Raw genomic sequence first — 24,007 nt, 5'->3', positions numbered from 1 at the left:
CACCGCGGGACCTGCTCGGTAATCTCGCGCTGCTACGGACCCCATCGCTTGCGAGCCGACACAGGAGATGACCCATCACCGAGCCGAAGCCCGAAGCGGCCGGGCCCGCACCGGGAAACCAGCCTCAAGAGGCCGATCAGCTGCGGAACATGCTGCGCCGGCCTGCGTATCGGCGGGCGCTGGTGTTCTGCGGCCTGATCGGCATCCCGGTGTCGTTGATCGCCTTCTGGTTTCTCGTCGCGCTGAATGAGCTGGAACATCTGATCTGGGTGGACTGGCCGCACCATCTCGGCTGGACGGATCCGCCCTGGTGGTGGCCGCTTCCCCTGGCGCTGGTGTCGGGCGTGGTCGTCGCCGTAGTCGTCCTGCGGTTCCCTGGCAGAGGAGGACACATCCCGGCGGCCGGCCTGCATTCGGGAGGCGCGTCGAAAGCCGTGATTCCCGGTGTGGTCGTCGCCGCAGTGGCCAGCCTGCCGCTGGGAGCCGTGCTCGGGCCCGAGGCGCCACTGATCGCTCTCGGTGCTGGTCTGGCCCTGCTCTTCCGGGACCTCGTACGCGCTCCCGCGACCGAGGCGAGCACGGCGCTGCTCGGTGCGGCGGGCGCCGCGGCGGCCATCTCCGCGATCTTCGACAGTCCGCTGGTAGCGGCGGTGATCCTCATGGAAGTGGCCGGGGTGGGTGGGCCGCAGCTGTTCGCGGTCATGCTTCCCGCCCTGCTGTCCAGCGGAGTCGGCGCCATTGTGTTCACCGGCTTCGGTCGCTGGACCGGACTGCAGACCGGGAGCCTCAGCATCGGACTGCCCGCTCCGCCCCTCCTCGATGCCGGGGACGTGCTGTGGTCGGTGCTGATGGGGCTCGTGATCGGGGCGGCCGTCCACTGGGTCATCGTGGGCGGGCGGATCGCGGCGCGCTTCGTGTCCGCGCATCCGCTGCGGAACACGGTGCTCTGCGCACTCGGCGCGGCCGGCTGCGCGGCGCTTTACGCGGTCATCACCGGCCGTTCGCCGTCCGAGGTCTCCCTGTCCGGCCAGGCCACCCTGACGCAGCTCGCCGAGCACCCTCACGCGTGGTCGGTCGGCAGTCTGGTGGCGGTCCTGGCGTTCAAGGGCGTCGCGTACGCGCTCTGCCTGGGAAGCCTTCGCGGCGGTCCGACCTTCCCCTCCTTGTTCCTGGGCGGAGCGGTGGGCGTCCTGTTGTCGTCCCTGCCGGGACTCGGTGTCGTACCCGGTATGGCGGCGGGGATGGCGGCCGCATGTGCCGCCGCACTGCGGCTGCCCGTCAGCACGGTGGTGCTGGTCGTCCTCATCGTGGGCAACTCGGAAACGGTGCCCGTGATCGTGCTCGCCGCAGTGGTGTCCTTCGTGACCACCGAGCTGCTGCCACAGGGACCGAGGATCCCCGCGTTCAATGCTGGAGGAGCCGCTGCCGGTCGAGGGCCTCGTCCAGCGTCGTCGCAGCCATGATGAGCGAGAGGTGGGTGAACGCCTGGGGGAAGTTGCCGAGTTGCTCCCCACTGGGGCCGATCTCCTCGGCGAACAGACCGATGTGGTTCGCGTACGTCTGCATCTTCTCGAAGGTGTAGCGGGCTTGGCGAAGTCGTCCCGCCCGGGCCAGGGCGTCGACGTACAGGAAGGTACAGAGGCTGAACGTTCCTTCGGAGCCGCGCAGTCCGTCGGGGGACGCGTCGGGGTCGTAGCGGTAGACGAGGCTGTCGGAGACGAGGACACGGTCCATGGCGTCGAGCGTGTTCAGCCAGCCAGGGCCCCGGGGGGACAGGAACCCGACCCGGGGCGCGAGCAGCAGCGAGGCGTCCAGGACATCGCCGCCGTAGTGCTGGACGAAGGCCTGCTCCTTCTCGTTCCAGCCGCGCTCCATGACCTGTTCGAGGATGGCGTCGCGGGCCTGGGTCCAGCGCGCGGTGTCGGCCGGCCTGCTGAACTCGGCGGCCAGCTTCAGACCGCGGTCGAAGGCGGTCCAGCACATCACCCGGCTGTAGGTGAAGTCCTTGCGTCCGCCCCGGGTCTCCCAGATGCCCTCGTCGGGCCGGTCCCAGGAGTCGGCGAGCCAGTCCAGGATGCCCGCGAGGCCCTTCCACCCGTGGTAGCCCGCCTGTTCGCCGATCGCGCGGCCCTCGGCCAGGGCGTAGAGGGCCTCGCCGTAGATGTCGAGCTGCAACTGGTCGGAGGCGGCGTTGCCGGCCCGGACCGGGTAGGAGCCCCGGTAGCCCTCGAAGTGCTCCAGGATCTCCTCCGTCAGACGAGGGTCGCCGTCGACCCGGTACATGATCTGGAGGGGTTCGCCGTCCCTTCCCTCGTGGGCGCGCATGCGGTCGCCGAGCCAGTGGGTGAAGTGGGTCGCCTCCTCGACGAAGCCGAGGTCGAGCAGCGCCCGCACCGACAGGGAGCCGTCCCGCACCCACGTGTACCGGTAGTCCCAGTTGCGCTCACCGCCGACCTGCTCGGGCAGTCCCATGGTGGCCGCGGCGACCGGCGCGCCGGTGGGGGCGTAGGTGAGGAGCTTGAGGGTGATCGCGGATCGGTGCACCATGTCCGGCCAGCGGCCGTGGTAGTTCGAGGTACGTACCCACCTCTGCCAGAAGTCGACGTTCCCCCACAGCTCTTCGGTGAGATGCTCGGTCGTGGGCGGCGACGGCGCCTCCCCGTCCGGCGCGCACACGGTGAACACCACCGCCGCCGTCTCACCGGCGTTGAGCGTGATCGCGCCCCGGACGTCCTGCCCGTCCCGTTCGAGCGGGATCGTGCCCTGAAGGTAGGCGGTCGTCCCCGGTGCCCGGAACACCGCCGCCTCGGGCGTCATGTCGAGTTCGTGCGTGGCCCGCGCGTAGTCGAACCGCGGCCGGCATTCGAGGACGAAGCGTACGGTGCCGCGCACCGCGCGTACGGCACGCACCAGGCGGTGCCGGTCGGTGGCGGCCAGGCCCAGCTGGACCGGCATGAAGTCAAGGACCTCGCCGACCCCCTCGGGCGACATGAACCGGGTCACCACCATGGCGGTGTCCGGGTAGTAGAGCTGCTTCCAGCTCCCCTCGGGCCCATCGGGCGCGAGGAGGAAATGGCCGCCGCCGTCGTGGTGGAGCAGGGCCGCGAAAATGCTGGGCGAGTCGAAGCGCGGCGCCGCGAACCAGTCGATCACTCCCTGGGACGACACCAGTGCCGCGGTCTGAAGGTCCCCGATGAGTCCGTGATCGGCGATGGGCGGGTAGCGGTCCACGGTGGTCGCCCCTTTCAGGCCGCCTCGGCGGTCATGGCAGTCGTCCCGCGAGGTGGTCGCCGACGCGCAGGGCGTTGGCGATGGCGGTCAGCGAGGGATCGACCGCCCCGATGCTCGGGAAGAAGCTCGTGTCGACGACGTGAAGGTTGCCGAGGTCGTGGGCCTCGCAGTTGACGTCGTGTCACATTCGCGGGGGCAGAAGCCGCCGCGTTCGAGCAGCAGAATCCGTTGTCCGGTCGATGCCGGCCAGTGTGCCACCGTCCTCGGAGCGTGCTCCGATCGCTGCCGGGTGAAGTGGACGTCTGTCCCGATTTCCAACGTATCCCCGGGGGGTGTTCCCGGCGAGTCGGGCGTCACATGTCCCCGCGTGGCGAGTTGCCGGGCCCGGGGACCGCCGCCTTAATGGTCCGGATGGACATGATCCATGTCCGAGCGGTGTGCCCGCCGGACCTCACGGAACGCACGATGGCCCTGCTGAGTGCCGAGCCGTGCGTCCTGAACCTGTTCCTGCAGCCCGGCCGCGTACGAAATCCCGACGGCGACGCCATCGAGTGCGACGTCCTGACCGGCGCCGCGAACGAGGTGTTGCGCGGACTGCGTGAACTGGGGCTGGAACACCGGGGCTCCATCGTCCTCGATCCGGTGGAGACGGTGTTCTCGGAGCGCGCGGCAAGGGCCGGTGCCGACGAACTCGGGGCCCGGCTGCGTGCGCCGGTGTGGGAGCAGGTGGAGGCCCGGATCCGGGCCGAGGGCAGATACCCTCCGAGTTTCTACCTCTTCCTGGTCATCGCCGGGCTCATCGGCGCGGTGGGCATCATCACCAACTCCCAGATCCTCATCGTCGCGGCCATGGTGGTCGGACCGGAGTACGGGGCCATCACCAGCGTCGCACTCGGGATCGACCGCCGCTCCCGGCCGAGAATCCAGCAGGGCCTGTTGGCGCTGCTCGTGGGTTTTCTGCTGGCCGTTGCCGCGACCTTCCTCTTCGCGCTCCTCGTCCGGGGCCTCGGGCTTCAGCCGGAGGCCTTCGACCTGGGGATCAGGCCCGTCTCGAATCTGATCAACACCCCCAACTTCTTCTCGGCCGTGGTGGCGGTGCTGGCCGGGGTGGTCGGCATCGTGTCGCTGACCGAGGCCCGGACCAGCGCACTGCTCGGCGTCTTCATCTCGGTGACCACCATTCCGGCGGGAGCCGACATCGGGGTCTCGACGGCGTTCGGCAGCTGGCACGAGGCCTGGGGCTCCCTGCTCCAGCTCCTCCTCAACATCGTCGTACTGATCCTGGTCGGGACCGGCACGCTCAAGTGCCAGCGGGCGATCTGGCGGCGGGTGAGCGAACGCCGGCACGAGGGCGCGGTCAGGCGGGCTGCGTAGGCGCGGCGTCCAGGAACTCGCGGATCGCGAAGGCCACCAGCACGATCACCACGGTCCACACCACGACCGCCGTGGTCGGGTAGTTCCAGGTGAACAGGACGACCGCGGCGACCGCCAGGATCACACCGCCGATCCACCGCTTGAAGCGGTGTACGAACCGGCCGACCGCTCCCAGCGGGAGCCCCGCCGACATGGCCACGTCGCGCAGGGCGCCGATGCTTCTGCGGCAGCCGGTACGGGTGAGGACGGCGACCCGGGACGGTCCGACGAGGAAGGCGCCGATGGCGGTCACGAGAGCGGCCGCACCGACCGCCCGCACGCTGGCGCGCAGGAACCTGATCAGTGCGTCGTACACCGCACCGGCGGCGGCGGAGGACGTCCCGACGGGCAGATGGTCGAGGTAGATCGCCCGGGACACGGTGAGGGTGATGCCGAGCAGCAGCATGGCGGCGAACCATCCGAGCGCGGCCCAGATCAGGGCCCGGCGGCGGTTGGCGGCCAGGTACACGCCTGCGGCGGCGATCAGCACGGCGACGATGGGAAGCCAGCTGCCGACGATCTCCAGCACTCTCATGTACGTCTTGATCTTGCCGATGTCCTTCGAGGCGAACACCACGAATTCGGTGTGGACGGCCGGGATCCTCGCGGCCGGCCCGAATCCGGCTTTGACCAGCTGGTCCTTGACCTTGGCCACGATCGGACCCAGGTCGATGGCCACCTGATTGTTCTTCAGGGACACGGCACCGCCGCCCTCACCCGTGAGGGCCTTGTCCACAGCGCTGTGGATCGACCGGTTCGCGTTCACCCAGACGGTGTTGAAGGCACTGCTGGAGACCACTCGCTCCACGACGCTGCTGACCAGGCTCTTCAGGCCGCTGTCGATCGGGCCGCTCAGGTTGCCGAGCAGATTGGCCGCCTGCGGCGAGGCACCCTTCTGCGTCGCCGCCTGGGTCAGCTGCTTCACCAGCGCATCCACGTCGATCTGCGCCAGGACCGCGGTGGTGACCCGGTTGGTGATCGCCTTCTGCACATCCGGGTTGCTCGCCAGCGGCGCCACGGTGGCGACGTAGCGGTTCGTGTCCCGCACGATGCTGTTCGCCCAGACGGATACGACGGCCAGCAGCGACAGAATCGAGGCGAGGAGAATCAGCAGCACCGAGCCGGTCGACCGGAGCCAGTGCCGCCCCGTCCGCGACGGGGCGGTGCTCTCCAGTGCGCTCACCCGGTGCCGCAGCTCGTCCAGCTCGCTGCGTTCCCGCGTCGAGAGCTCATCTCCGGACGGACCGCCGGCGCGCTTCTCCGGATCCGGCGGGGGTGCGCTGTTGGTCATGGTCACAGGAGACCCGTACGGCGTCGATCACGCGACCCGGGCGGGGCCGGGCGGGTGAATACCGCACCGAGGTGCGGGGGCTTCGGTCCGGTGATGCAATGGCATTCGGGGGAGAGCCGCGAGCAGCAGGGGTGACGCCGTGAGCGATGAATTCGATGAGATGGGACCGATCGACTACGTGGTCGTCGAGTTTCCCGGCAGCCGAATGACGGGCGAGGGCTTCCCGCTGCTGGTCGATCTGGTGGACCGGGGCCTCATCCGGATCCTCGACCTGATGTTCATCAGAAAGGAGGACGACGGATCCGTGGTCGGCCTCCAAATCGCCGATCTCACCGGCGACGGCGATCTCGACCTGGCTGTCTTCGAGGGCGCGTCCTCCGGTCTGCTGGGCCAGGACGACATCGAGGAGGCGGCCTCCGCCCTTGAGCCCGGCAGCTCTGCAGGCATCCTCGTCTACGAGAACCTGTGGGCTGCGCCCTTCGCCGCCGCCCTGCGACGCGGTGGTGCCCAGTTGGTCGCCTCCGGGCGGATCCCCGTGCCGGCCGTCCTGGCCGCGCTCGACGAGACGGACGCCGGTCAGCCGCCGACGACGGAGAAGCTCCGCCACGGGGGGTAACCCGGCGTGACGTGGTTCGACAGCGTCGTCGCGAGGTAGACGGTCTGGGTGCCCGCCGGCTGCCGGCAGCCGACGCCCTCGTAGAGCACGATGTCATCGAGCGTGTTGTTGGACATGGCCTTGGCACCGGCGAGTCCCAGGTTGTGGCATCCCCGGTCGACCGGGCTCTCGAGGACCACCACCCTGTCGGTCGGGGTGGTGTAGACGAGCGTGCCCACCATGTTGCGGGCGGGACCGGAGCATGCCGTGACGGCGAGCATCAGAAGCAGGGCTCCGGCGCGGATATCGGCCAGGTGACGGTTGGGCATGGGGAGGTGTCCTCGTCTGTGCTGGAGGGCTTCGAGCCTTCCTCTCCAGGCAACCGTCCCGCGATCGCGCCTCCGCGTCATCTGAAGGACGGCCAGTCGGCGTACGCGGCCGGGTCCCGGGGAGTACCGGAGTCGTCCTGCTCCCGGTCGGAACGGGCGACATCGCCGTACTCCTGAGTGCCTGACCCGTCAGTGGGCCGGGCGCTCGCCGAAGCGCGCGAGGGCGGCGGCCCGCGCCCGGGTGAGAATGGCCGGCAGGTCGGCCGTGGCGTCAATGGTCACGCCCGGCTCGTCCGGCTCAAGAGGCTCCAGCGTCCCGAACTGCGAGTCGACCAGCCGGGCGGGCATGAAGTGGCCGGTGCGCCCGCTCACGCGGTCCCAGGCGGTGTCCTGGTCCAGGCCGAGATACAGGCACCACAGCCCTGAGTCGGCCGTACGGAGCTCGTCGCGGTATGCGCGCTTGAGGGCCGAGCAGGTGACGACCAGCCCCTCGCCGGCCTCGACGGTGTCATGGATGCGGTCGGCGAGGATACGCAACCAGGGCTCGCGGTCCGCGTCGTCCAGTGCGTGGCCGGCGGCCATCTTGGCGACGTTCGCGGCCGGATGGAAGGCGTCGCCCTCAAGGAACGGCAGTCCGAGTTGCTCGGCGATCGCCTTGCCGACGGTGCTCTTCCCGGACCCCGACACGCCCAGGACCAGCACGACCGGCGGCTCCTCCCCGGCCCCGGTCACGGAGACGCGCCTGTCACCAGCGCCTTCTGTCCCCCGAGGAGCGGGTAGGGAAGGGGCTGGTGACCGTCGCTGCCGCTGGTTTCCACTCGTGTCTCCCTGTGGGTGTGGAGGCGGAGACCGGAGGAATCCGCCCCCACAACGAAAGCACTGGTGGGTGAGCACGACTCGGTGGCGCGTCTCCCGTCAGCCGGTCGGGGTGCTGTCCCGGGCTGAACGGCGCAACGGCTAGTCGGTGCGGGCCTCCCGTCCGCTTCCTACGCACAGCGCCCAGATGACGAAGGCATCCACGGCGATCAGCACGATGGCCCAGACGGGGTAGTACGGCAGCCACATGAAGTTGGCGACCATCGACAGACCTGCCAGGACGACTCCGGTCACGCGTGCCCACATGGCCCCGGTGAACAGGGCGATGCCCGCGAGTACGACCAGAACGCCGAGTACGAGGTGGATCCAGCCCCAACTGGTGAGGTTGAAGGTGTAGGCGTAGTTGCGGGTGACGACGAAGACGTCGTCCTTGGCGATGGCGGCGATTCCCTCGATGATTGCCATCGCCCCGCCGAAGATCATCATGACCCCGGCGAAGGCGATCCAGCTGGTCGCCCACATGCTGCCGGTTCCGGTACCCGCTCCGGCGCCGGTTCCGTGCCGATGCATTCCAGTCGTGGCCATTTTGGGCTCCTCCCACGTAGGCCTCGCCACTGATCGGTGACCGGTCGGTGGCCCACATTTCAGCTTGCCACGAGAATCGCCGACCGGCAGAACGGCGGCATTGTGCCAGGTCGCGGCAGGGCCGATGTGCGACGGAATTCATACGGTGCTCCAATGGAAGTGTCCGGTGCGCCGAGAATTGCACGTCGGTCGGATAGGTGTTGTTTATTTCTGCCGGGCCGGGTCGTGCATTCAGCGAAAGGAAATCGCCATGCCAGGTCTCCTCCGCGGGGTCGCGCGCACAGCCGTCGTGGCCGGTACGGCCACCGCCGTGTCGAACCGTGTGTCACGCCGCCAGCAGGGGCGATGGGCCCAGCAGGACTACCAGGAGGCCGCGCCGCAGGCCGGGCAGTCCGCCGAGCCGCCTCCCGCCCAGCCGGCCGACGACATGAGCAGCAGGATCGATCAGCTGAAGCAACTCGGGGAGCTCAAGGCCCAGGGCGTGCTCACCGAGGCCGAATTCGAGGACCAGAAGCGCAGGATCCTCGGCTCCTGACATCTGCTCCGCTTCTCCCGTGGGCTGCCGTCACCGCCCCGGGCGCACGGTGGCCGGGATGATCCGGTAGTCCCGCTGGAAGACGAGGTTGTGCACGTCGGCGGCCGCGATTTCGCGGAGGGTCGCCAGCTTCGCCGTGGCCTGCTCCGGGGTGAAGACGTTGAGCGGCCAGTCGCCGACGGTGCCGCCGCGCAGATGCGGGTGGTGGAACCCGGCACCGTAGAAGGCGTGGAGGGTGACCGGGCTGATGCCCGCGTCCCGCTGCTCGGGCCAGGTGAGGGCCCAGACCGCGTCGACGCCGGCGTCGGTCGAGCGCACGCCGGTGGACAGGATCTCTCCGGTGCGCAGGAGCAGGTCGTCGTTGATCTCGGTGAGCGCCTGTCGTGCGTGGAGGTCGAGGAGGGGGACGGTGTCGGCGAAGAGTTGCTCCTTGTCCTTACGGGCGACGGCGTTTCCGTGCATGCCGTCGCGGAGGTCGGCGAAGTGCCTCAGAAGTTCTGCCGTGTAGCCGGGTCGGGACTCGTCCATGGGGGTCCGCCTCACTCGGTTCCGCTGCCGTTGTCTCCTCCAGCATCGGCCGGAGCGGCGGTGTCCGCTTTCCAGTGGCGTTGATGGTCTAGACCTTGACAGGTACAGACCAGTGGGGTTCAGTGCTGTCACCCCCCACAGCGGCCGCCAGTCCTTCAGCGCGGCCGCGCAAAGGAGTGATCACATGCCACGACGTATCGCGGCACTGCTCACCACCGTCGCCACGATTCTCGGCATCCTTCTCTTCCTGCCCGCGTCCTCCGCATCGGCGGCCGACTGCGCGTCCGCCTGGAGTTCGTCGGCCGTCTACACCGGCGGGATGACCGCCTCGTACAACAGCCACAACTGGCTGGCGAAGTGGTGGACCCAGAACGAGACGCCCGGCAACGCCGACGTCTGGTCCGACCAGGGCGCCTGCGGCACCGGCAGCGGCGGCGGCTCGACACCGGCCCCCTCGGGATTCGTTGTCAGCGAGGCCCAGTTCAACCAGATGTTCCCGAGCCGGAACTCCTTCTATACGTACAGCGGTCTGACCGCCGCCCTGAGTGCCTACCCGGCCTTCGCCACCACCGGCAGCGACACGGTCAAGAAGCAGGAGGCCGCCGCCTTCCTGGCCAACGTCAGCCACGAGACCGGCGGTCTGGTCTACATCGTGGAGCAGAACACGGCCAACTACTCGCACTACTGCGACTGGAGCCAGTCCTACGGCTGCCCGGCCGGTCAGTCGGCGTACTACGGTCGCGGCCCGATCCAGCTCAGCTGGAACTTCAACTACAAGGCGGCCGGTGACGCGCTCGGCATCGACCTGCTCAACAACCCCAACCTGGTGCAGAACGACGCCGCCGTCGCCTGGAAGACCGGCCTCTGGTACTGGATGACCCAGACCGGCCCCGGCACGATGACCCCCCACAACGCCATGGTCAACAGCGCGGGCTTCGGCGAGACCATCCGCAGCATCAACGGCTCGATCGAGTGCAACGGCGGCAACCCGGCGCAGGTCCAGAGCCGGATCGACCGGTACAACGCCTTCGTCCAGATCCTGGGGACGACTCCGGGCAACAACCTGAGCTGCTGAGAGAAACCAGCCGCTTCCGCTCCCGCGGTGAACCGGCCGCCAGCTTCACGCACTCCCGAGCAGCTCTAGTGCCGTGACCGGAATGGTTCACCGGGTCCGTCCTCAATCGCCGGACGGGCTGAAAGTCAGCCCGTCCGGCGATTGAGGACAAAGCGCAGCCGGCCGCTGCGCAACCCGGCGAACGCTCGCGGCCACGGCACTAGAGTGCTGCGCATGGGGGATTCGCGGCCGAACTCGGCGTTCCACTCGGACAACATCAAGGGCTCGAACACCGACCTGTTGGTCGGCGCGCTGGACGTGCAGGCGGCGAGCGCGGGGGTGCGGCGGCTGCGGGAGTGGGCGCACCGGGGAGTGGCCGCGCGGCCCGGCGAGCGGGCGCTGGACATCGGCGCCGGTACCGGGTCGGAGACGCAGGTGCTGGCGGCGGCGGTCGGGCCGGCCGGTGACGCGCTCGGGGTGGAGCCGAACCCCGGGGTGCGGTCGGTCGCCGAGCGGCGGGCGGCCGAGGCCGGCAGCCGGGCCCGGTTCGCGGACGGCGACGCGCTGGCGCTGCCCGTCGGGGACGCCGACGTCGACGTGGTGTGGTGCGAGCGGGTGTTCCAGCATCTGGCCGAGCCGGAGAAGGCCGCCACCGAGATCGCGCGGGTACTGCGGCCGGGTGGCCGGGTCGCGTTGCTGGACACCGACTGGGCGACCACGATCCTGCACCCCGGCGAGGCCGACGTGGTCGCGGTCCTGACCGGCGGCGCCCTCACGGCGGCCGCCAATCCGTACGCCGGACGGAAGCTGGCCGGCCAGTTGGCCGCGGTGGGGCTGGAGATCGACGACCTCGGCTCGCAGGCGCTCATCCAGGACCACCGCAAGGTCAGTTGGCCGATCATCCGGATGCTCGGCGAAGGTGCCGTACGCCGCGACCTGATCACCGTGGGGCAGCGGGACCGGCTGTACGCCGACCTCACGGCGGCCGCCGAGCAGGGCGCCCTGCACATGTCGGTGACCATGTTCGGCGTCGTCGCCCACCGTCCGGCCTGAGCGCCGGCCGGTTTTCCGGCGTCACATAATTCGGTTGCCCCGCGGGGCGGCCGCCTGCTGTACTCCCGGCACCGGCAGAGTCGAGCAGGGAGACGGAAATGCGCGAGGCGTTCATGTCCAACCAGAAGGGAATTTCCACCTACCCAGAGGACATGACGCGGCGTGAGTACGTTGAACTTGGGAATTCTGGCGCATGTAGACGCCGGTAAGACGAGCCTGACCGAGCGGCTGCTCTACGCCGCCGGTGTCATCGACGAGATCGGCAGTGTCGATGACGGCAGTACGCAGACCGATTCCCTGGCATTGGAACGGCAGCGCGGTATCACGATCAAGTCCGCTGTCGTGTCGTTCGCCATGGATGACATCACGGTCAATCTGATCGACACACCCGGCCACCCGGATTTCATCGCGGAGGTGGAGCGGGTCTTGAGCGTGCTCGACGGCGCCGTGCTGGTGGTCTCGGCCGTCGAGGGCGTGCAGGCGCAGACCCGCGTGCTGATGCGGACGCTGCGGCGGTTGCGCATCCCCACGCTCATCTTCGTGAACAAGATCGACTGCCTTGGCGCGCAGTACGAGCGCGTGCTGCGCGGCATCGCCGACAGGCTGGCGCCGGCGATCGTCCCCATGGGGTCGGTGCGAGGCCTCGGCACGCGCACGCCCGACTTCCGGCCGTACGGCGCCGAGGACGCGGAGTTCACAGCCGGGCTGGCCGAGGTGCTCGCCGACCAGGACGACGCGGTCCTGGCCGCGTATGTGGACGACGGGACGGCGCTGTCGTACGGGCGGCTGCGGCGGGAGCTCGCGGAGCAGGTCCGGCGGGGGCTGGTGCACCCGGTGTTCTTCGGGTCAGCGGTCGGCGGGGCGGGTGTGGCGGCGCTGAGTGCCGGGATCAGGGAGTTGCTGCCGGCTGCCGAGGGGGACGAGGACGGGCCGGTCTCGGGCACGGTGTTCAAGGTCGAGCGCGGGCCGGCGGGGGAGAAGATCGCGTACGCGCGGGTGTTCTCGGGGACGGTACGAGTGCGGGACCGGCTGCCGTTCGGCGAGGGCGGCGAGGGCGGCGAGGGCACCGAGGACGGCGGGGCCCGCGAGGGGAAGGTCACCGCGATCGGCGTGTTCGACCGGGGTGCCGCCGCGCAGCGCGGGGAGGTGGGCGCGGGGCGGATCGGCAAGCTCTGGGGGCTGGGGGACATCCGGATCGGCGACACACTCGGCGTACCGCGGACGGCGCCGGCGGCCCGCCACTTCGCCCCGCCGACGCTGGAGACGGTGGTGGTGCCGTGCCGGGCGGCCGACAGAGGTGCGCTGCGCGTCGCGCTCGTACAGCTCGCCGAGCAGGATCCGCTGATCAATCTGCGGCAGGACGAGGTCCGTCAGGAACTCCTGGTATCGCTCTACGGGGAGGTGCAGAAGGAGGTCGTCCAGGCGACGCTGGCGAACGAATTCGGCCTCGATGTGGAATTCAGTGAGACGACGACGATCTGCATCGAAAGGCCCGTCGGGACCGGTTCGGCCGTCGAGTTCATCGCCAAGGAGCCCAATCCGTTCCTCGCGACGGTGGGGCTGCGGATTGATCCGGCCCCCCTCGGTTCCGGGGTGCGGTACCGGCTGGAGATCGAGCCCGGCGCGCTTCCGCTGGCGTTCCGTAAAGCGGTGGAGGAGACGGTACGGGAAACGCTGATGCAGGGAATCCACGGATGGCAGGTCACCGACTGCACGGTCACCATGACGCATTCCGGCTACTGGCCCCGGCAGAGCCACTCGCACGGCGTCTTCGACAAGAGCATGTCGAGCACGGCCGGGGACTTCCGCAACCTGACGCCGCTGGTCCTGATGAGCGCCCTGAAGCAGGCCGGCACCCGGGTGTACGAGCCGGTGCACCGCTTCCGCCTGGAGCTGCCGGCCGACGCCTTCGGGCCGATCCTGCCGGTGCTGGCCCGGCTCGGCGCCGTACCGGGGACCCCCGAGCAGCGGGGGTCGTCGTACCTGCTGGAGGGGGAGATCCCGGCGGCCCGGGTGCACGAGCTGGAGCAGCAGCTACCCGGGCTGACGCACGGCGAAGGGGTGCTGGAATGCACCTTCGAGCGCTACGAACCGGTGCGGGGCACGGTCCCGGAACGGTCGCGGGCGGACCACAATCCCCTCGACCGCAGGGAGTACCTGCTGCACGTCGTACGACGGGTCGCGGGCGGCCGGGCGGGCACGTGATCAGCGCCCGGCCGGCCCGAAGGTGGAGGTGGCCAGCACGGAGCCGTCGGCGGCGAGGAGGCGGACGCCGGTGACGGGGGAGGAGCGGGCCGGGAAGGGGCCGCCCCAGCTGGCGTAGCCGTCGTCGAGGCGGAAGGTGCCGATGGTGGCGGTGGAGCCGTCGGCGCGGAGGATCTGGCAGCGGATGGTGGGGTCGTCGGCGACCGCCCGGTCGGCGTCGACCGACATGTAGAGCCACGGGGAGTTCCCGGTGTAGGCGAAGGCCTGGCCGATGTGCCGGCCCTGCACGGTGAGGCCTGCCGTGTGCAGGGCGGAGTGGACGGCGGGGGCGGACGCGTTGGTGAGGGCCCAGCCGCCGACGGACAGGCCGAGCCCCAGGCCCAGGGCAGCGGCGGCGGCAGCCGCGAACCGGACGAGCCGGCCGCGGGAGCGCCGGAGCGGCCGGGGCGTGAGCCCCAGACGCCGCAGGGTGCGGGTTTCGAAGCCCAGGGGCGGCTCGGCGGTGGGGATGAGGTCCACCAGGCTGTCGGCCATGGGGATCAGCTCGCGTACGTACGCACGGCAGTCGGGGCACTGCTGGAGGTGTGCCACCGCGGCAGCGCGTTCGCGTCCGGGGAGGATGCCGAGCGCCAGCTCAGGACCGTCGTCCTGGAGTTGGGCGCAGGTGATGCAGCCGAGGTCGCTCATGGCTCGTCCTCCTGCCTGGATGTCCTGGATGTCGTCGCCAGGGAGACGCGGAGCTTGCCCATGGCCGCCCTGATCCGGGTCTTGGCGGTGCCGAGCGGCACGTGTTCCACGTCCGCGATCTGCTGGGCGGTCATGCCGTAGATGCCGGCCATCACCAGGGCCCGGGCCTGCTCACGCGGCAGGCAGGCGACGGCGCTGCGCACCTCGGCCGACGTCTCGTCGGCGAGGGCCTGCCGCTCGGGGGTGCGGGTGGCGGTGTCGAGCAGCAGTGCCAGGTCAGAGGGGTCGACGGGGACGGCTTGACGAGTGCGGATGGCGTCGATCGCCAGGTTGTGGGCGATGGCGGTCAGCCAGCTGCGTACCGATCCGCGGCGCGAGTCGTAGACCTGGGCGTGCCGCCAGGCCCGCTCGAAGGTCTGCTGGGCGACGTCCTCCGCGAGCTGGGCATCGCGGGTCACCGTGATGGCCACGCCGAAGATCCTGCTCTGGAATCTCCGTACGAACGCCACGGCGAGCTCGGGATCCCCTGTGGTGAGGCCCGCCAGCAGTGCGTCGTCGGGCATGCGCTCCAGGGGAAGACCCATCTGGTGCATATCTCTATTACGTATCACCTTCCCGGAAGGATTGCGCCTGTTCGTGTGGACCTGCGGCTTTTCTGCCCTGGGGTAGCAGCCCGTCCAGCGTCTCGGCGAGTTCGGTGATCGTCGGGCGGTCGGCCGGGTCCGGCGCCAGGCAGCGGTCTATCGCGCCGGCGAGCACGGGCGGCAGGTGGCGGCGGGTTCGGACCAGGGGGGCGCGTCCTTCGAGCTGCGGATACCATTCGTCCTCGCCGGTCGCCGCGTACGACGAACCCGTCACGGTCTCCCCGCAGTCGAAGGGGACCTCGCCGGTGGCGGCCTCGTACAGGGTGATGCCGATCCCCCAGACGTCGGCCGCCGCCGAGAGCGTCCCGCCGCGCGCCTGCTCGGGGCTGAGATAGCCGAAGGTGCCCATGCCGGAGGGGGCGGGGCCCGGGGCGCGGGCGACGCTGAGGTCGAGCACCTTGGCACGGCGGCATTCGACCACCACGTTGGACGGCTTGATGTCCAGGTGCAGCAGGCCTCGGCCGTGCATGTAGTGCAGCGCGGAGCACAGATGCAGGCCGAGAAAGGCCAGGTCGGTGGCGGCGGGCCGGTGCCGGAGGCGGTGGATGAGGTGGGCCAGCGTCTCGCCGGTCAGGGTCTCCAGTACGACCAGCGGATCCGGTTCCGTGATCGTCTCGTACCCGCGGACCAGGTGCGGGTGGGTGAACTCCTGGAGCCAGCGGCCCTCCCGCAGCAGCCGGTCGCGCAGCCGCTCCTCGTGCCGCCGGTCCGGGCGCACCAGCTTGACCACGCAGCGGCACTCCCGCTGCGCGCTCCAGGCGTCGTAGACGTCCAGCCAGCCGGTCCGGGACAGGTGGGCGAGGATTTCGTACCCGGGGGCCGGGGTGGCTCCGGGGGCGAGGGGTGGGGGCGCCTCGGTGCGGAGGATCATGAGACCACCCGGAGTGTGGGCCCGTTCAGCTTGTGCAGCCGGGCGTACGTCTTGCCGTGCGCCAACAGGTCTTCGTGCGTGCCGTGTTCGACGACCCGACCGTGGTCGAGGACCACGATCTGGGTGGCGTCGCGGACGGTGAGGAGGTTGTGCGAAATGATGATCGTGGTGCGCCCGGCCATCAGCCGCCGCAGGGGGTCCAGGATCCGCCGTCCCGACTCGGCGTCGAGGCCGGTGGTCGGCTCGTCCAGGATGAGCACGGGTGCGTCGCGGATCATCGCGCGCGCGATCGCCAGGCGCTGGCGCTGCCCGCCGGACAGCAGCCGGCCGCGCTGGCCCACCAAGGTGTCGTAACCCTCCGGGAGTTGGCCGATGAACTCGTGCGCGTCCGCCGCCCGGGCCGCCGCGACGATCTCCGCGTCACTCGCTCCCGGCCGGCCGTAGGCGATGTTCTCCCGCACCGTGCCGTGCAGGACCAGCGTCTCCTGGAGGACCACCGCGATGCTGTTCCGCAGGTCGCCGAGGCTCAGGTCGCGTAGGTCGATGCCGTCGAGGCGTACGGCTCCGGGGCCCGGGTCCGGATCGTAGAAGCGCAGCAGCAGCTTGGCGGCGGTCGACTTGCCCGCGCCGCTGGCTCCGACCAGGGCCAGGGTCTCGCCGGGCGCCACCTGGAAGGAGACGTCCGCCAGGGCGGGCCGCGGGGTCTGCGGGTAGCTGAAGAAGACGCGGTGGAACTCGACGTCGCCGTGCGCGGGCCGCAGTGGCCAGGGGTCGGCGATCTCCGAGACCTGGGGGCGCTGGTCGAGCAGTTCGATGATCCGCTCGGCGGACGCGGACGCGGAGTAGAAGGTGTTGCTGAGCCGCGACATGCCCTGGATCGGGCTGTAGAGCTGGCTCAGCAGCCCCAGGAAGACCAGCAGTCCGCCGAGGGTGAGCCGGCCGCGCGCCAGCTCCCAGGTGCCCAGCCCCATGACCGTCAGCGCGCCGAGCAGCTCGATGAGGTCCACCAGCGGCCCGAACAGCGCCTGGATCCGGGTCGACGTCATCGCCGCCCGGAACCTCCCGACGCTCTCCCGCTGGAACCGGCCGTGCTCCCAGTCCTGCCGGTTGTAGGCCTGTACGAGGGCGATGTTGCCCAGCGACTCCTCGGTGATCGCGCTCAGCGAGCCGCTGCGCCGGCGCCGCTCCCGCGAGGCCGCCTTGATCAGCCGCGAGAAGCGCCGGGCCGCGAACCAGAACATCGGCGCGATGATGATCGCCAGCAGGGTCAGATCCCAGCTCAGATAGAACAGCAGCCCCAGGAACACGGCCAGCCGCATCCCGTACCAGACCGCGTTGGCCACCCCGGAGAGCAGAAAGGTCTCGACGGCGTCGACGTCGCCGGTCACGCGGGACAGTACGTCGCCCAGCCGCCGCCGCTCGAAGAAGCCGAGCGAGAGCCCCTGGACATGCCGGAAGACGTCCGACCGCAGCGACAGCAGGAACCGCTCGCTGACCCACGTCGACGTCACGTCATCGGCGAAGCCGAGGATGCCGGAGCCCATGAACAGCCCGACGTACGCGAGCGCGATCGGCACGAAGGCGCCCAGGTCGCGTGGCACGAGCACATCGTCCACCACGAGTTTGAACAGCCAGATCTCCGCCGCGTCGATCAGCGGCCCCACCACGCTGAAGGCCAGGATCAGCCACAGCCAGCGCCGACCACCCCGCGTGTACGGCCAGAAGCGCCGGAACACCTCCCGCAAGGGGATGGGCGGCGCGGCGGCGACAACGGCCTCGGGATCCTCCGCCACGGACAGCAGCCGCCGCAGAGCGGCCGCCAGGCGGTGCACCATCCCCACGGTCCGGGTCATCCGGTCATCCCACGACTGGGGCCGGGGGTGTACCCCCGGCCCGTTCGAATACGGTCAGGTCAGTGGTCGTGGCGGTTGTTGTTGCCACGACGGTGCTGCCGCCGGCTCCGGCTGTGGGTGGTGCCCCGCGTGGTGTCGTCGTGGCGGTGGCCGTGATTGTGGCGGTGGTCGTCATGCTTGTTATGGGCGGGATTCATGTGGCTGAAGATCGCCATGATTCTTTCCTTCCTCAGGAACGGCTCCTCAGAAGCCGCTATGAAAGGTACGAACCAAACCGGCCTTCGGATGGGTGTTTTGTGGTAATTTTTCCGAATCATCCTATAGGGGCAGGTCAACCGGCCCGTACGGCGCGGTATCGGCACCCGTGGTCGTCTACCAGTCCTCGGAGAGCCCGGCCGGGGCAGGGGCCCTGGCTGTCGAGGTGGCCGTCAGGGTGAGCGTCCGGGGCTGAGCCGTCCCGGGGTTGTGGTACAGTACGAACAGCACCCGAGTACGCCCTGACAAGTGGCGCCGGTGCCAGTTCCCTCTCGTACCGCTGATGGGCCGTCCCTTTCCTTGGGACCGGCGAGCCGACGGTGCGGCTATCGCTCTTCTTCCCTCGGTGCGTTGCGTCTCGTTTTCCGATTACGCCGTGTCCGTGAAAGGACCCCCATGCTCAGCACTACCGAACCAATCGAACAAACATCCGGTGTCCTTGACATCGTGAACGGCGGCAACGGCTACCTCCGGAAGGCGGGCTATCTGCCCGGGCCGCACGACGTGACCGTGCCGGCCAACCGCATCCGCCAGTACGGCCTGCGCAAGGGCGACTTCGTCGAAGGCGCGCCCGGCCTCACCCACCTGGACCGGGTCAACGGCCGCCCCCCGGAGGCGGCGGCGCTGCGCGCCCGGCCGCACTTCGCGGAACTCACGCCGCTGCACCCCCGGGAGCGGCTCCGCCTCGAAACGTCGTCCGCCGGCCTGGCCACCCGGCTCGTGGACCTCGTCGCCCCCGTCGGCAAGGGCCAGCGCGGCCTGATCGTCGCGCCGCCGAAGACCGGCAAGACGGTCCTCCTCAAGGCCCTCGCGCAGGCGGTCGCCGACAACCACCCCGACTGCCACCTCATGATGGTGCTCCTCGACGAACGCCCCGAGGAAGTCACCGACATGCGCCGCTCCGTACGCGGCGAGGTGCTGGCCTCCACCTTCGACCGCCCCGCCAAGGAACACATCGCCCTGGCCGAACTCGCCATCGAGCGCGCCAAGCGGCTTGTTGAGCTGGGCCAGGACGTCGTCATCCTTCTCGACTCCATCACCCGCCTCTGCCGCGCCTACAACAACGCCGCCGCGAAGAACAGCCGCACCCTCACCGGCGGCGTCGACGCCGCGGCCCTCCTCGGCCCCAAAAAGCTCTTCGGCACCGCCCGCCTCGCCGAGGAAGGCGGCTCCCTCACCATCCTCGCCACCGCCCTCGTCGACACCGGCTCCCGCGCCGACGACTACTACTTCGAAGAGCTCAAGAGCACCGGCAACATGGAGCTCCGCCTCGACCGCCACCTCGCCGACCAGCGCATCTTCCCCGCCGTCGACGTCACCCCCTCCGGCACCCGCCGCGAGGAACTCCTCCTCCCGCCCGCCGAACTGACCGCGGTCCGGGGCCTGCGGCGCCTTCTGCAGGAGCGGGATTCGCGGGCGACCCTCGAGGTCCTGCTGGAGCGGATCAAACAGACGCCGAGCAATGCGGCGTTCGTACGGCAGTTGCATCAGACGGTGCCGGGGGCCTGAGCCGGACGGAGTCCGGCGCAGCCGTCCCGAAGCGCGGGAGGCGCGCCGGCGCCGAGCGCTGCGAGGGCGGCACGAGGAGGTTCAGCCAAACAGACGCCGAGCAACGCGGCGTTCGTACGGCAGTTGCATCAGACGGTGCCGGGGGCCTGAGCGGGTTGAACCTGCGCCGGCGGGAGGTCCTGTTCGGCCCAGATGAGTTTGCCGGTGGGGGTGTGGCGGGTGCCCCAGCGGCGGGTCAGTTGCGCTACGAGGAAGAGGCCGCGGCCGCCTTCGTCGGTGGTGCGGGCGTGGCGGAGGCGGGGGGAGGTGTTGCTGGTGTCGGAGACCTCGCAGATGAGGACGGCCTGGCGGATGAGGCGGAGGCGGATGGGCCCGGTGCCGTGGCGGATGGCGTTGGTGACGAGTTCGCTGACGACGAGTTCGGTGGTCATGGCGAGGTCGTCGAGGCCCCATTCGGCGAGTTGACGGACCGCCAGGGCGCGTGCGCCGGCCACGACGGCGGGGTCGGAGGCCAGGTCCCAGGCGGCGACGTGGGTGGCGGGGAGGGCGCGGGTTCGGGCGATGAGGAGGGCGACGTCGTCGGAGGGCGGGCCGGTGAGGAGGCTGGTGACGACCTTCGTGCAAAGGCCCTCCAGGGAGAGCCCGGGCTGGGCGAGTATCCGGCTCAGGCGGTCGAGGCCGGTGTCGAGGTCGTCGCCGGAGTTCTCGATGAGGCCGTCCGTGTAGAGGGCGACGAGGCTGCCCTCGGGGAGGTCGAGCTCGACGGATTCGAAGGGCAGGCCGCCGAGGCCGAGCGGGGGGCCGGCGGGCACGTCGGGGAGGACGACCTGGCCGTCCGGGGTGACGACGGCGGGCGGTGGATGGCCGGCGCGGGCCATGGTGAGGCTCCGGGTGACCGGGTCGTAGACGGCGTAGAGGCAGCTCGCGCCCAGGGCGGTGGCCGGCGCGGCCTCGTCGTCCCCGTTGCCGCCACCATCACTGTCACCGCCGTCCGCGAGGTTCTCCTCCTCCGCCAGCCGGATGACGAGGTCGTCCAGATGGGCCACGAGCTCATCGGGCGGCAGGTCCATGTCGGCGAGGGTGTGCACGGCCGTACGCAGCCGGCCCATGGTCGCGGCGGCGTGGATGCCGTGGCCGACGACATCGCCGACCACGAGGGCGACCCGGGCGCCGGAGAGCGGGATGACGTCGAACCAGTCGCCGCCGACGCCGTCCTGCATGTTGGCCGGGAGGTAGCGGGAGGCGACGTCGAGGGCGCCGCCGCCGGTGACGCCGGGCGGGAGGAGGGCGCGCTGGAGGGCGAGGGCAGAGTGGTGCTCGCGGGTGAAGCGGCGGGCGTTGTCGACGCAGAGCGCGGCGCGGGCGCAGATCTCCTGGGCCAGCAGCAGATCGTCCTCCTCGAAGGGCTCGGGGTGCCGGGACCGTGTGTCCGGGTGCCGGGTCCGTACGAAGGTGGCCACTCCCAGCACTGTGTCGCGCGCGAGCAGCGGCACCCACAGCAGGGACCGCATCCCGTATTCGCGGATCCGGGCCGCCCGCGGCGGGTCCTCGGTGATCCAGGGCGTGTTCTCGACGTCCAGGACGGTGTCCAGCCTGGCCTTGCCGTCCACCACGCAGCGCGCGTACGGGGACGACTCGGGCGCGCCGATCGGATCGCCCAGCGCGACGGCCGACTCGGGGGTGCCCTCGCGGAGCGACCGCATGGCGGTGCGGCGCAGTGACGCGCCGGTGGCGGCGGCGATCCCGGGTCCTGAGCCGGGTTCGTCGCCGTGCAGCACCGGGTCGAGGAGGTCGACGGTGATGAAGTCGCAGAGCCGGGGCACGGCGAAGTCCGCCAGCTCCTGGGCGGTGCGGACGATGTCCAGGGTGCTGCCGACGACCGCGCCGGCCTCGTTGAGCAGGGCCAGGCGTTCGCGGGCCCGCCGGCGGTCGGTGACGTCCATGACCATGTAGCAGACACCGAGCACGGTGCCGGCGGTGTCGGCGAGCCGGAAGTAGGACGTCGAGTACGCGTGCTCGCGGTAGGGCTCGGCGAGGGTCCAGCCCCGGTACTCGTAGTCGATGACAGGGCTGCCGGTCCGCAGGACCTCGCGCATCCGTTCCTCGATGGCGTCGGTGTTCAGCCCGGGCAGGCTTTCCTTCATGTCGCGGCCGATGCGCTGCTCGCGCGGGAGGCCGCCTCGGTTCACCAGGGCGTCGTTGATCCATACGTAGCGCAGCTCGGGGTCGACGATGGCCATGCCGATGGGGGCGCCGGCCAGCATGCTCTCCATGATCGGACCGCTGACCGCCAGGGACGGGGCCTCGGACATGTCGACGGCGGAGACCAGCCACTGGCCCGGACCCTCACCCCCGCCCTGGGCGGTCTGCACCCGTGAGACCCGCAGGCCCACCTGGACCCGCCGACCGTCGCGGTGGCGCAGCCCCGCGAATCCGGCCCAGCTCTCCTCCGTACGGCAGTGCTCCACGACGGCAGCCGCCCGCGAGGCGTCCTCGGGGGCAGCGAGCAGGTCGGCGGCGGACCGGTGCAGCACATCCGCCGCCCGGTAACCGAGCAGCCGCTCGGCGGTCCGGGTCCAGCCGATCACGGTGCCGGTGGCGTCCAGGACCGCCGTCGAGACATCGCCCGTGTCGAACGGCATATTTCCATGCTATGCCCCTGAAGCACGCGGTTTCGTCCGGTTTCGCCATTCCGGGAGGGGCCGCCATTCCCCTTTCCCCGCCCGGCCTTACCGCGGGTAGGGGTGGCGCGGGGGTGGCGCGGATGAAGTTCCGAACTGCCGTTCCTAGAAAGCATTTTGGGGACAGAGGCATATGCTTGGTGCGGCTTCCCGGGCTCCCGGAACGGGCTATGCTACTTGCGGCTCAGCGTGTTGTCGCAATTACGCCAGGTCAACCCGGCGTGCTCAGTTCCGCTGGGGCCGACCCCGTTTGTCGTTCCGTAATCCCGCGATCGTTTGAGGATGCTGATGGTTCGTGCAGGCTCGCCACCCGGAGACCGGCGACCCACCCCTGTTCTTGCGTGGTTACTTCCCACCGTCGTGACCGTGGGAGCCGCTGCCGTCGCGGTCGCGGTAGCCCCCGCGGACGCGCGTACGCCGGTCGCCTGGTGCGGCGCGGTGGCCTCGCTGGCGGTCGCCCTCGTCGCGGCCGAGGCGGCCCGCCGCGGTCGTGCCCTGCGGGCGCTGCGCGAACAGGCCGTCCGGCAGGTGGCGGAGCTCCGCCACAGCCTGGCCCGCCAGGAGGAGGAGACCATACGGCTCGCGCGGCAGCAGTTGCCGCACGCGGTGAGCCGGCTCCAGCAGGGTGAGTTCGTCGACGACGTACTCAAGGGCATCGAGCACTTCGACGAAGGCCTCACGCCCGAGTTCCAGGCCGCCCGGATGGCGGTGCTGCGCTCGGTGCTGGAAGCCGTCTCCGCCGAGGAGGACATCCGCGAGTCCTCGCAGCGCGCGTTCGTGAACGTCGCCCGCCGTGTTCAGGCCATCGCCAACCAGCAGGCCTCCGACCTGCGGAAGATGGAGGACCGCCACGGCGGTTCGCCGGCCGTCTTCGGCGACCTGCTGAAGCTCGACCACGGCACCGCGCTCATCGGCCGGCTCGCGGACAGCATCTCGGTGCTGGGCGGTGCCCGGCCGGGCCGCCAGTGGAGCAAGGTCGTCGCGCTCTTCAGCGTCATGCGCGGCGCCATGTCCCGGATCACCGACTACCAGCGGGTCGATCTGCACAAGATCGCCCAGGTGGGCATCGTCGGCCCCGGTGTGGAGCCGCTGATCCACGCGCTGGCCGAGGTCCTGGACAACGCCACCCGCTACTCCCCGCCCCAGACCCGGGTCCATGTGTCTGCCGTCGAGGTGCAGACCGGCATCGCCATCGAGATCGAGGACGGCGGCGTCGGCCTGAGCCCGGATGCCCGGGACCGGGCCGAGCAGGCCATCGCCGAGGCGCAGGCGGGTATCGACCTCAAGGACCTGGGCGAGACGCCGCGGCTCGGCTTCGCGGTGGTCGGTCGGCTGTGCCGCGCGTACGGCTTCCAGATCTCGCTGCGGTCCTCCGCGTACGGCGGTGTCCGCGCGGTGCTGATCGTTCCGTCGGAACTGATCACCACCGCTCCCGCGACCGGCATCGCGCACGGTATCGGTGCCGCGTCCAACTCCCAGTCGGCCGTGAAGGCCGACCCCAGCCGGATGCCGGTGGACATCAAACCGGTGGGACCGCTCATTCCTGGTCCGCAGCCCTCGCCTCCCGCGGTATCCATGAGGGATGACGACGACATCCCCGTGGTGACCGAGCGGACGCCGAGCGGGCTCCCGCAACGGCGTCGCCGCGCCGCGTTCGTGGACACCGGTGCTGCGCCCGCGGCGCAGCCGTCGGCCGCCACTGTTACTGCCTCCTCCGACAACCCGGCGCAGACCGAACCGGTGCAGCCAGGTTTGTGGTTGGCCGCTTTCACGAGCGGAGTCAACGGCGAGTCGCCGACGGCCCCTCCTGCGAGCAAGAACAGTGACGACTCGTTAGATGAGAGTGAGAAGCCGTGATTCAGCAGCGGGCCA

21 protein-coding genes and 1 pseudogene are annotated in these 24,007 nt (G+C 70.3%); 9 read left to right on the top strand and 13 right to left on the bottom strand.

Features of this window, described 5'->3' with window-relative positions:
- The first annotated feature begins 149 nt into the window (after positions 1 to 149).
- Positions 150 to 1,463 (top strand): chloride channel protein, encoded by a 1,314-nt coding sequence (locus ACFXJ5_RS08455; RefSeq protein WP_384628660.1) that lies wholly within the window; start codon positions 150 to 152, stop codon positions 1,461 to 1,463.
- On the opposite strand, the gene ACFXJ5_RS08450 is transcribed toward ACFXJ5_RS08455, so the two are convergent.
- A complete protein-coding gene (locus ACFXJ5_RS08450; protein ID WP_384628657.1) occupies positions 1,405 to 3,231 on the bottom strand; it encodes a glycoside hydrolase family 15 protein in 1,827 nt (608 codons plus the stop codon). The two genes, ACFXJ5_RS08455 and ACFXJ5_RS08450, sit on opposite strands and share 59 nt — an antisense overlap.
- A 31-nt stretch (positions 3,232 to 3,262) precedes the next feature.
- Positions 3,263 to 3,409: pseudogene (locus tag ACFXJ5_RS08445) on the bottom strand (GMC oxidoreductase); the annotation flags it as partial.
- A 233-nt stretch (positions 3,410 to 3,642) separates the two neighbouring features.
- Between ACFXJ5_RS08445 and ACFXJ5_RS08440 the strand changes: the two are divergent.
- Positions 3,643 to 4,605: a DUF389 domain-containing protein gene (locus ACFXJ5_RS08440; RefSeq protein WP_384628654.1), complete on the top strand. Its 963-nt coding sequence runs from the start codon at positions 3,643 to 3,645 to the stop codon at positions 4,603 to 4,605.
- On the opposite strand, the gene ACFXJ5_RS08435 is transcribed toward ACFXJ5_RS08440, so the two are convergent.
- Positions 4,589 to 5,935: a hypothetical protein gene (locus ACFXJ5_RS08435; protein ID WP_384628651.1), complete on the bottom strand. Its 1,347-nt coding sequence runs from the start codon at positions 5,933 to 5,935 to the stop codon at positions 4,589 to 4,591. The genes ACFXJ5_RS08440 and ACFXJ5_RS08435 overlap by 17 nt on opposite strands.
- Before the next feature lie 139 nt (positions 5,936 to 6,074).
- Here ACFXJ5_RS08435 and ACFXJ5_RS08430 point away from each other — a divergent pair, with 139 nt between their 5' ends.
- Positions 6,075 to 6,551, top strand: a complete 477-nt coding sequence (locus ACFXJ5_RS08430; RefSeq protein ID WP_384628649.1) for a DUF6325 family protein — start codon at positions 6,075 to 6,077, stop codon at positions 6,549 to 6,551.
- Here the strand turns inward: ACFXJ5_RS08430 and ACFXJ5_RS08425 are convergent.
- The 3 genes from ACFXJ5_RS08425 to ACFXJ5_RS08415 form a co-directional block, all read right to left on the bottom strand.
- Positions 6,512 to 6,859: a hypothetical protein gene (locus ACFXJ5_RS08425; RefSeq protein ID WP_384628646.1), complete on the bottom strand. Its 348-nt coding sequence runs from the start codon at positions 6,857 to 6,859 to the stop codon at positions 6,512 to 6,514. The genes ACFXJ5_RS08430 and ACFXJ5_RS08425 overlap by 40 nt on opposite strands.
- 189 nt (positions 6,860 to 7,048) lie before the next feature.
- The gene (locus ACFXJ5_RS08420; RefSeq protein ID WP_384628644.1) at positions 7,049 to 7,591 is read right to left on the bottom strand and encodes a gluconokinase; all 543 of its coding nucleotides are present in this window, start codon (positions 7,589 to 7,591) and stop codon (positions 7,049 to 7,051) included.
- A gap of 225 nt (positions 7,592 to 7,816) precedes the next feature.
- Entirely contained in the window at positions 7,817 to 8,260 is a 444-nt protein-coding gene (locus tag ACFXJ5_RS08415; RefSeq protein WP_384628641.1) for a DUF7144 family membrane protein, read from the bottom strand.
- A gap of 250 nt (positions 8,261 to 8,510) precedes the next feature.
- Between ACFXJ5_RS08415 and ACFXJ5_RS08410 the strand changes: the two genes are divergently transcribed.
- Positions 8,511 to 8,795 (top strand): SHOCT domain-containing protein, encoded by a 285-nt coding sequence (locus ACFXJ5_RS08410; protein WP_384628638.1) that lies wholly within the window; start codon positions 8,511 to 8,513, stop codon positions 8,793 to 8,795.
- A gap of 30 nt (positions 8,796 to 8,825) precedes the next feature.
- On the opposite strand, the gene ACFXJ5_RS08405 is transcribed toward ACFXJ5_RS08410, so the two are convergent.
- Positions 8,826 to 9,323, bottom strand: coding sequence for a hypothetical protein (locus ACFXJ5_RS08405; RefSeq protein ID WP_384628635.1), 498 nt, complete (start codon positions 9,321 to 9,323; stop codon positions 8,826 to 8,828).
- A 184-nt stretch (positions 9,324 to 9,507) separates the two neighbouring features.
- Between ACFXJ5_RS08405 and ACFXJ5_RS08400 the strand changes: the two genes are divergently transcribed.
- The 3 genes from ACFXJ5_RS08400 (at position 9,508) to ACFXJ5_RS08390 (ending at position 13,635) form a co-directional block, all read left to right on the top strand.
- The gene (locus ACFXJ5_RS08400; protein WP_384628632.1) at positions 9,508 to 10,398 is read left to right on the top strand and encodes a glycoside hydrolase family 19 protein; all 891 of its coding nucleotides are present in this window, start codon (positions 9,508 to 9,510) and stop codon (positions 10,396 to 10,398) included.
- A gap of 213 nt (positions 10,399 to 10,611) precedes the next feature.
- The gene (locus ACFXJ5_RS08395) at positions 10,612 to 11,430 is read left to right on the top strand and encodes a methyltransferase domain-containing protein (protein WP_384628630.1); all 819 of its coding nucleotides are present in this window, start codon (positions 10,612 to 10,614) and stop codon (positions 11,428 to 11,430) included.
- Between the two features lie 162 nt (positions 11,431 to 11,592).
- Positions 11,593 to 13,635: a GTP-binding protein gene (locus ACFXJ5_RS08390; protein ID WP_384628627.1), complete on the top strand. Its 2,043-nt coding sequence runs from the start codon at positions 11,593 to 11,595 to the stop codon at positions 13,633 to 13,635.
- On the opposite strand, the gene ACFXJ5_RS08385 is transcribed toward ACFXJ5_RS08390, so the two are convergent.
- The 5 genes from ACFXJ5_RS08385 to ACFXJ5_RS08365 are packed head-to-tail and all read right to left on the bottom strand — an operon-like array spanning position 13,636 to position 17,905.
- Positions 13,636 to 14,322, bottom strand: coding sequence for a zf-HC2 domain-containing protein (locus ACFXJ5_RS08385; protein WP_384628624.1), 687 nt, complete (start codon positions 14,320 to 14,322; stop codon positions 13,636 to 13,638).
- Entirely contained in the window at positions 14,319 to 14,885 is a 567-nt protein-coding gene (locus ACFXJ5_RS08380; protein ID WP_384628621.1) for an RNA polymerase sigma factor, read from the bottom strand. Before ACFXJ5_RS08380 ends, ACFXJ5_RS08385 begins: the two co-directional genes overlap by 4 nt.
- Before the next feature lie 37 nt (positions 14,886 to 14,922).
- Positions 14,923 to 15,837 (bottom strand): serine/threonine-protein kinase, encoded by a 915-nt coding sequence (locus ACFXJ5_RS08375; protein WP_384628618.1) that lies wholly within the window; start codon positions 15,835 to 15,837, stop codon positions 14,923 to 14,925.
- Positions 15,834 to 17,690, bottom strand: a complete 1,857-nt coding sequence (locus tag ACFXJ5_RS08370) for an ABC transporter ATP-binding protein (protein WP_384628615.1) — start codon at positions 17,688 to 17,690, stop codon at positions 15,834 to 15,836. The genes ACFXJ5_RS08375 and ACFXJ5_RS08370 overlap by 4 nt, the downstream gene beginning before the upstream one ends.
- 59 nt (positions 17,691 to 17,749) lie before the next feature.
- A complete protein-coding gene (locus ACFXJ5_RS08365; RefSeq protein WP_384628613.1) occupies positions 17,750 to 17,905 on the bottom strand; it encodes a hypothetical protein in 156 nt (51 codons plus the stop codon).
- Positions 17,906 to 18,341: 436 nt separating this feature from the next.
- On the opposite strand from ACFXJ5_RS08365, the gene rho reads away from it, so the two are divergent.
- A complete protein-coding gene (gene rho / locus ACFXJ5_RS08360) occupies positions 18,342 to 19,454 on the top strand; it encodes a transcription termination factor Rho (protein ID WP_384628610.1) in 1,113 nt (370 codons plus the stop codon).
- 128 nt (positions 19,455 to 19,582) lie between these two features.
- Here the strand turns inward: rho and ACFXJ5_RS08355 are convergent, their stop codons facing one another.
- Positions 19,583 to 22,096: a SpoIIE family protein phosphatase gene (locus tag ACFXJ5_RS08355; RefSeq protein ID WP_384628608.1), complete on the bottom strand. Its 2,514-nt coding sequence runs from the start codon at positions 22,094 to 22,096 to the stop codon at positions 19,583 to 19,585.
- A gap of 327 nt (positions 22,097 to 22,423) precedes the next feature.
- Here ACFXJ5_RS08355 and ACFXJ5_RS08350 point away from each other — a divergent pair, with 327 nt between their 5' ends.
- On the top strand, positions 22,424 to 23,992 hold the full coding sequence (locus ACFXJ5_RS08350) for an ATP-binding protein (protein WP_384629555.1): 1,569 nt from the start codon (positions 22,424 to 22,426) through the stop codon (positions 23,990 to 23,992).
- Positions 23,993 to 24,007 lie beyond the last annotated feature (15 nt).

Origin of the sequence: Streptomyces sp. NPDC059373 (assembly GCF_042751495.1) — a bacterium.
Taxonomy (GTDB): domain Bacteria; phylum Actinomycetota; class Actinomycetes; order Streptomycetales; family Streptomycetaceae; genus Actinacidiphila.
The sequence above is the reverse complement of the archived record's forward strand: the minus strand, read 5'-3'. Positions and strand labels throughout refer to the sequence as shown.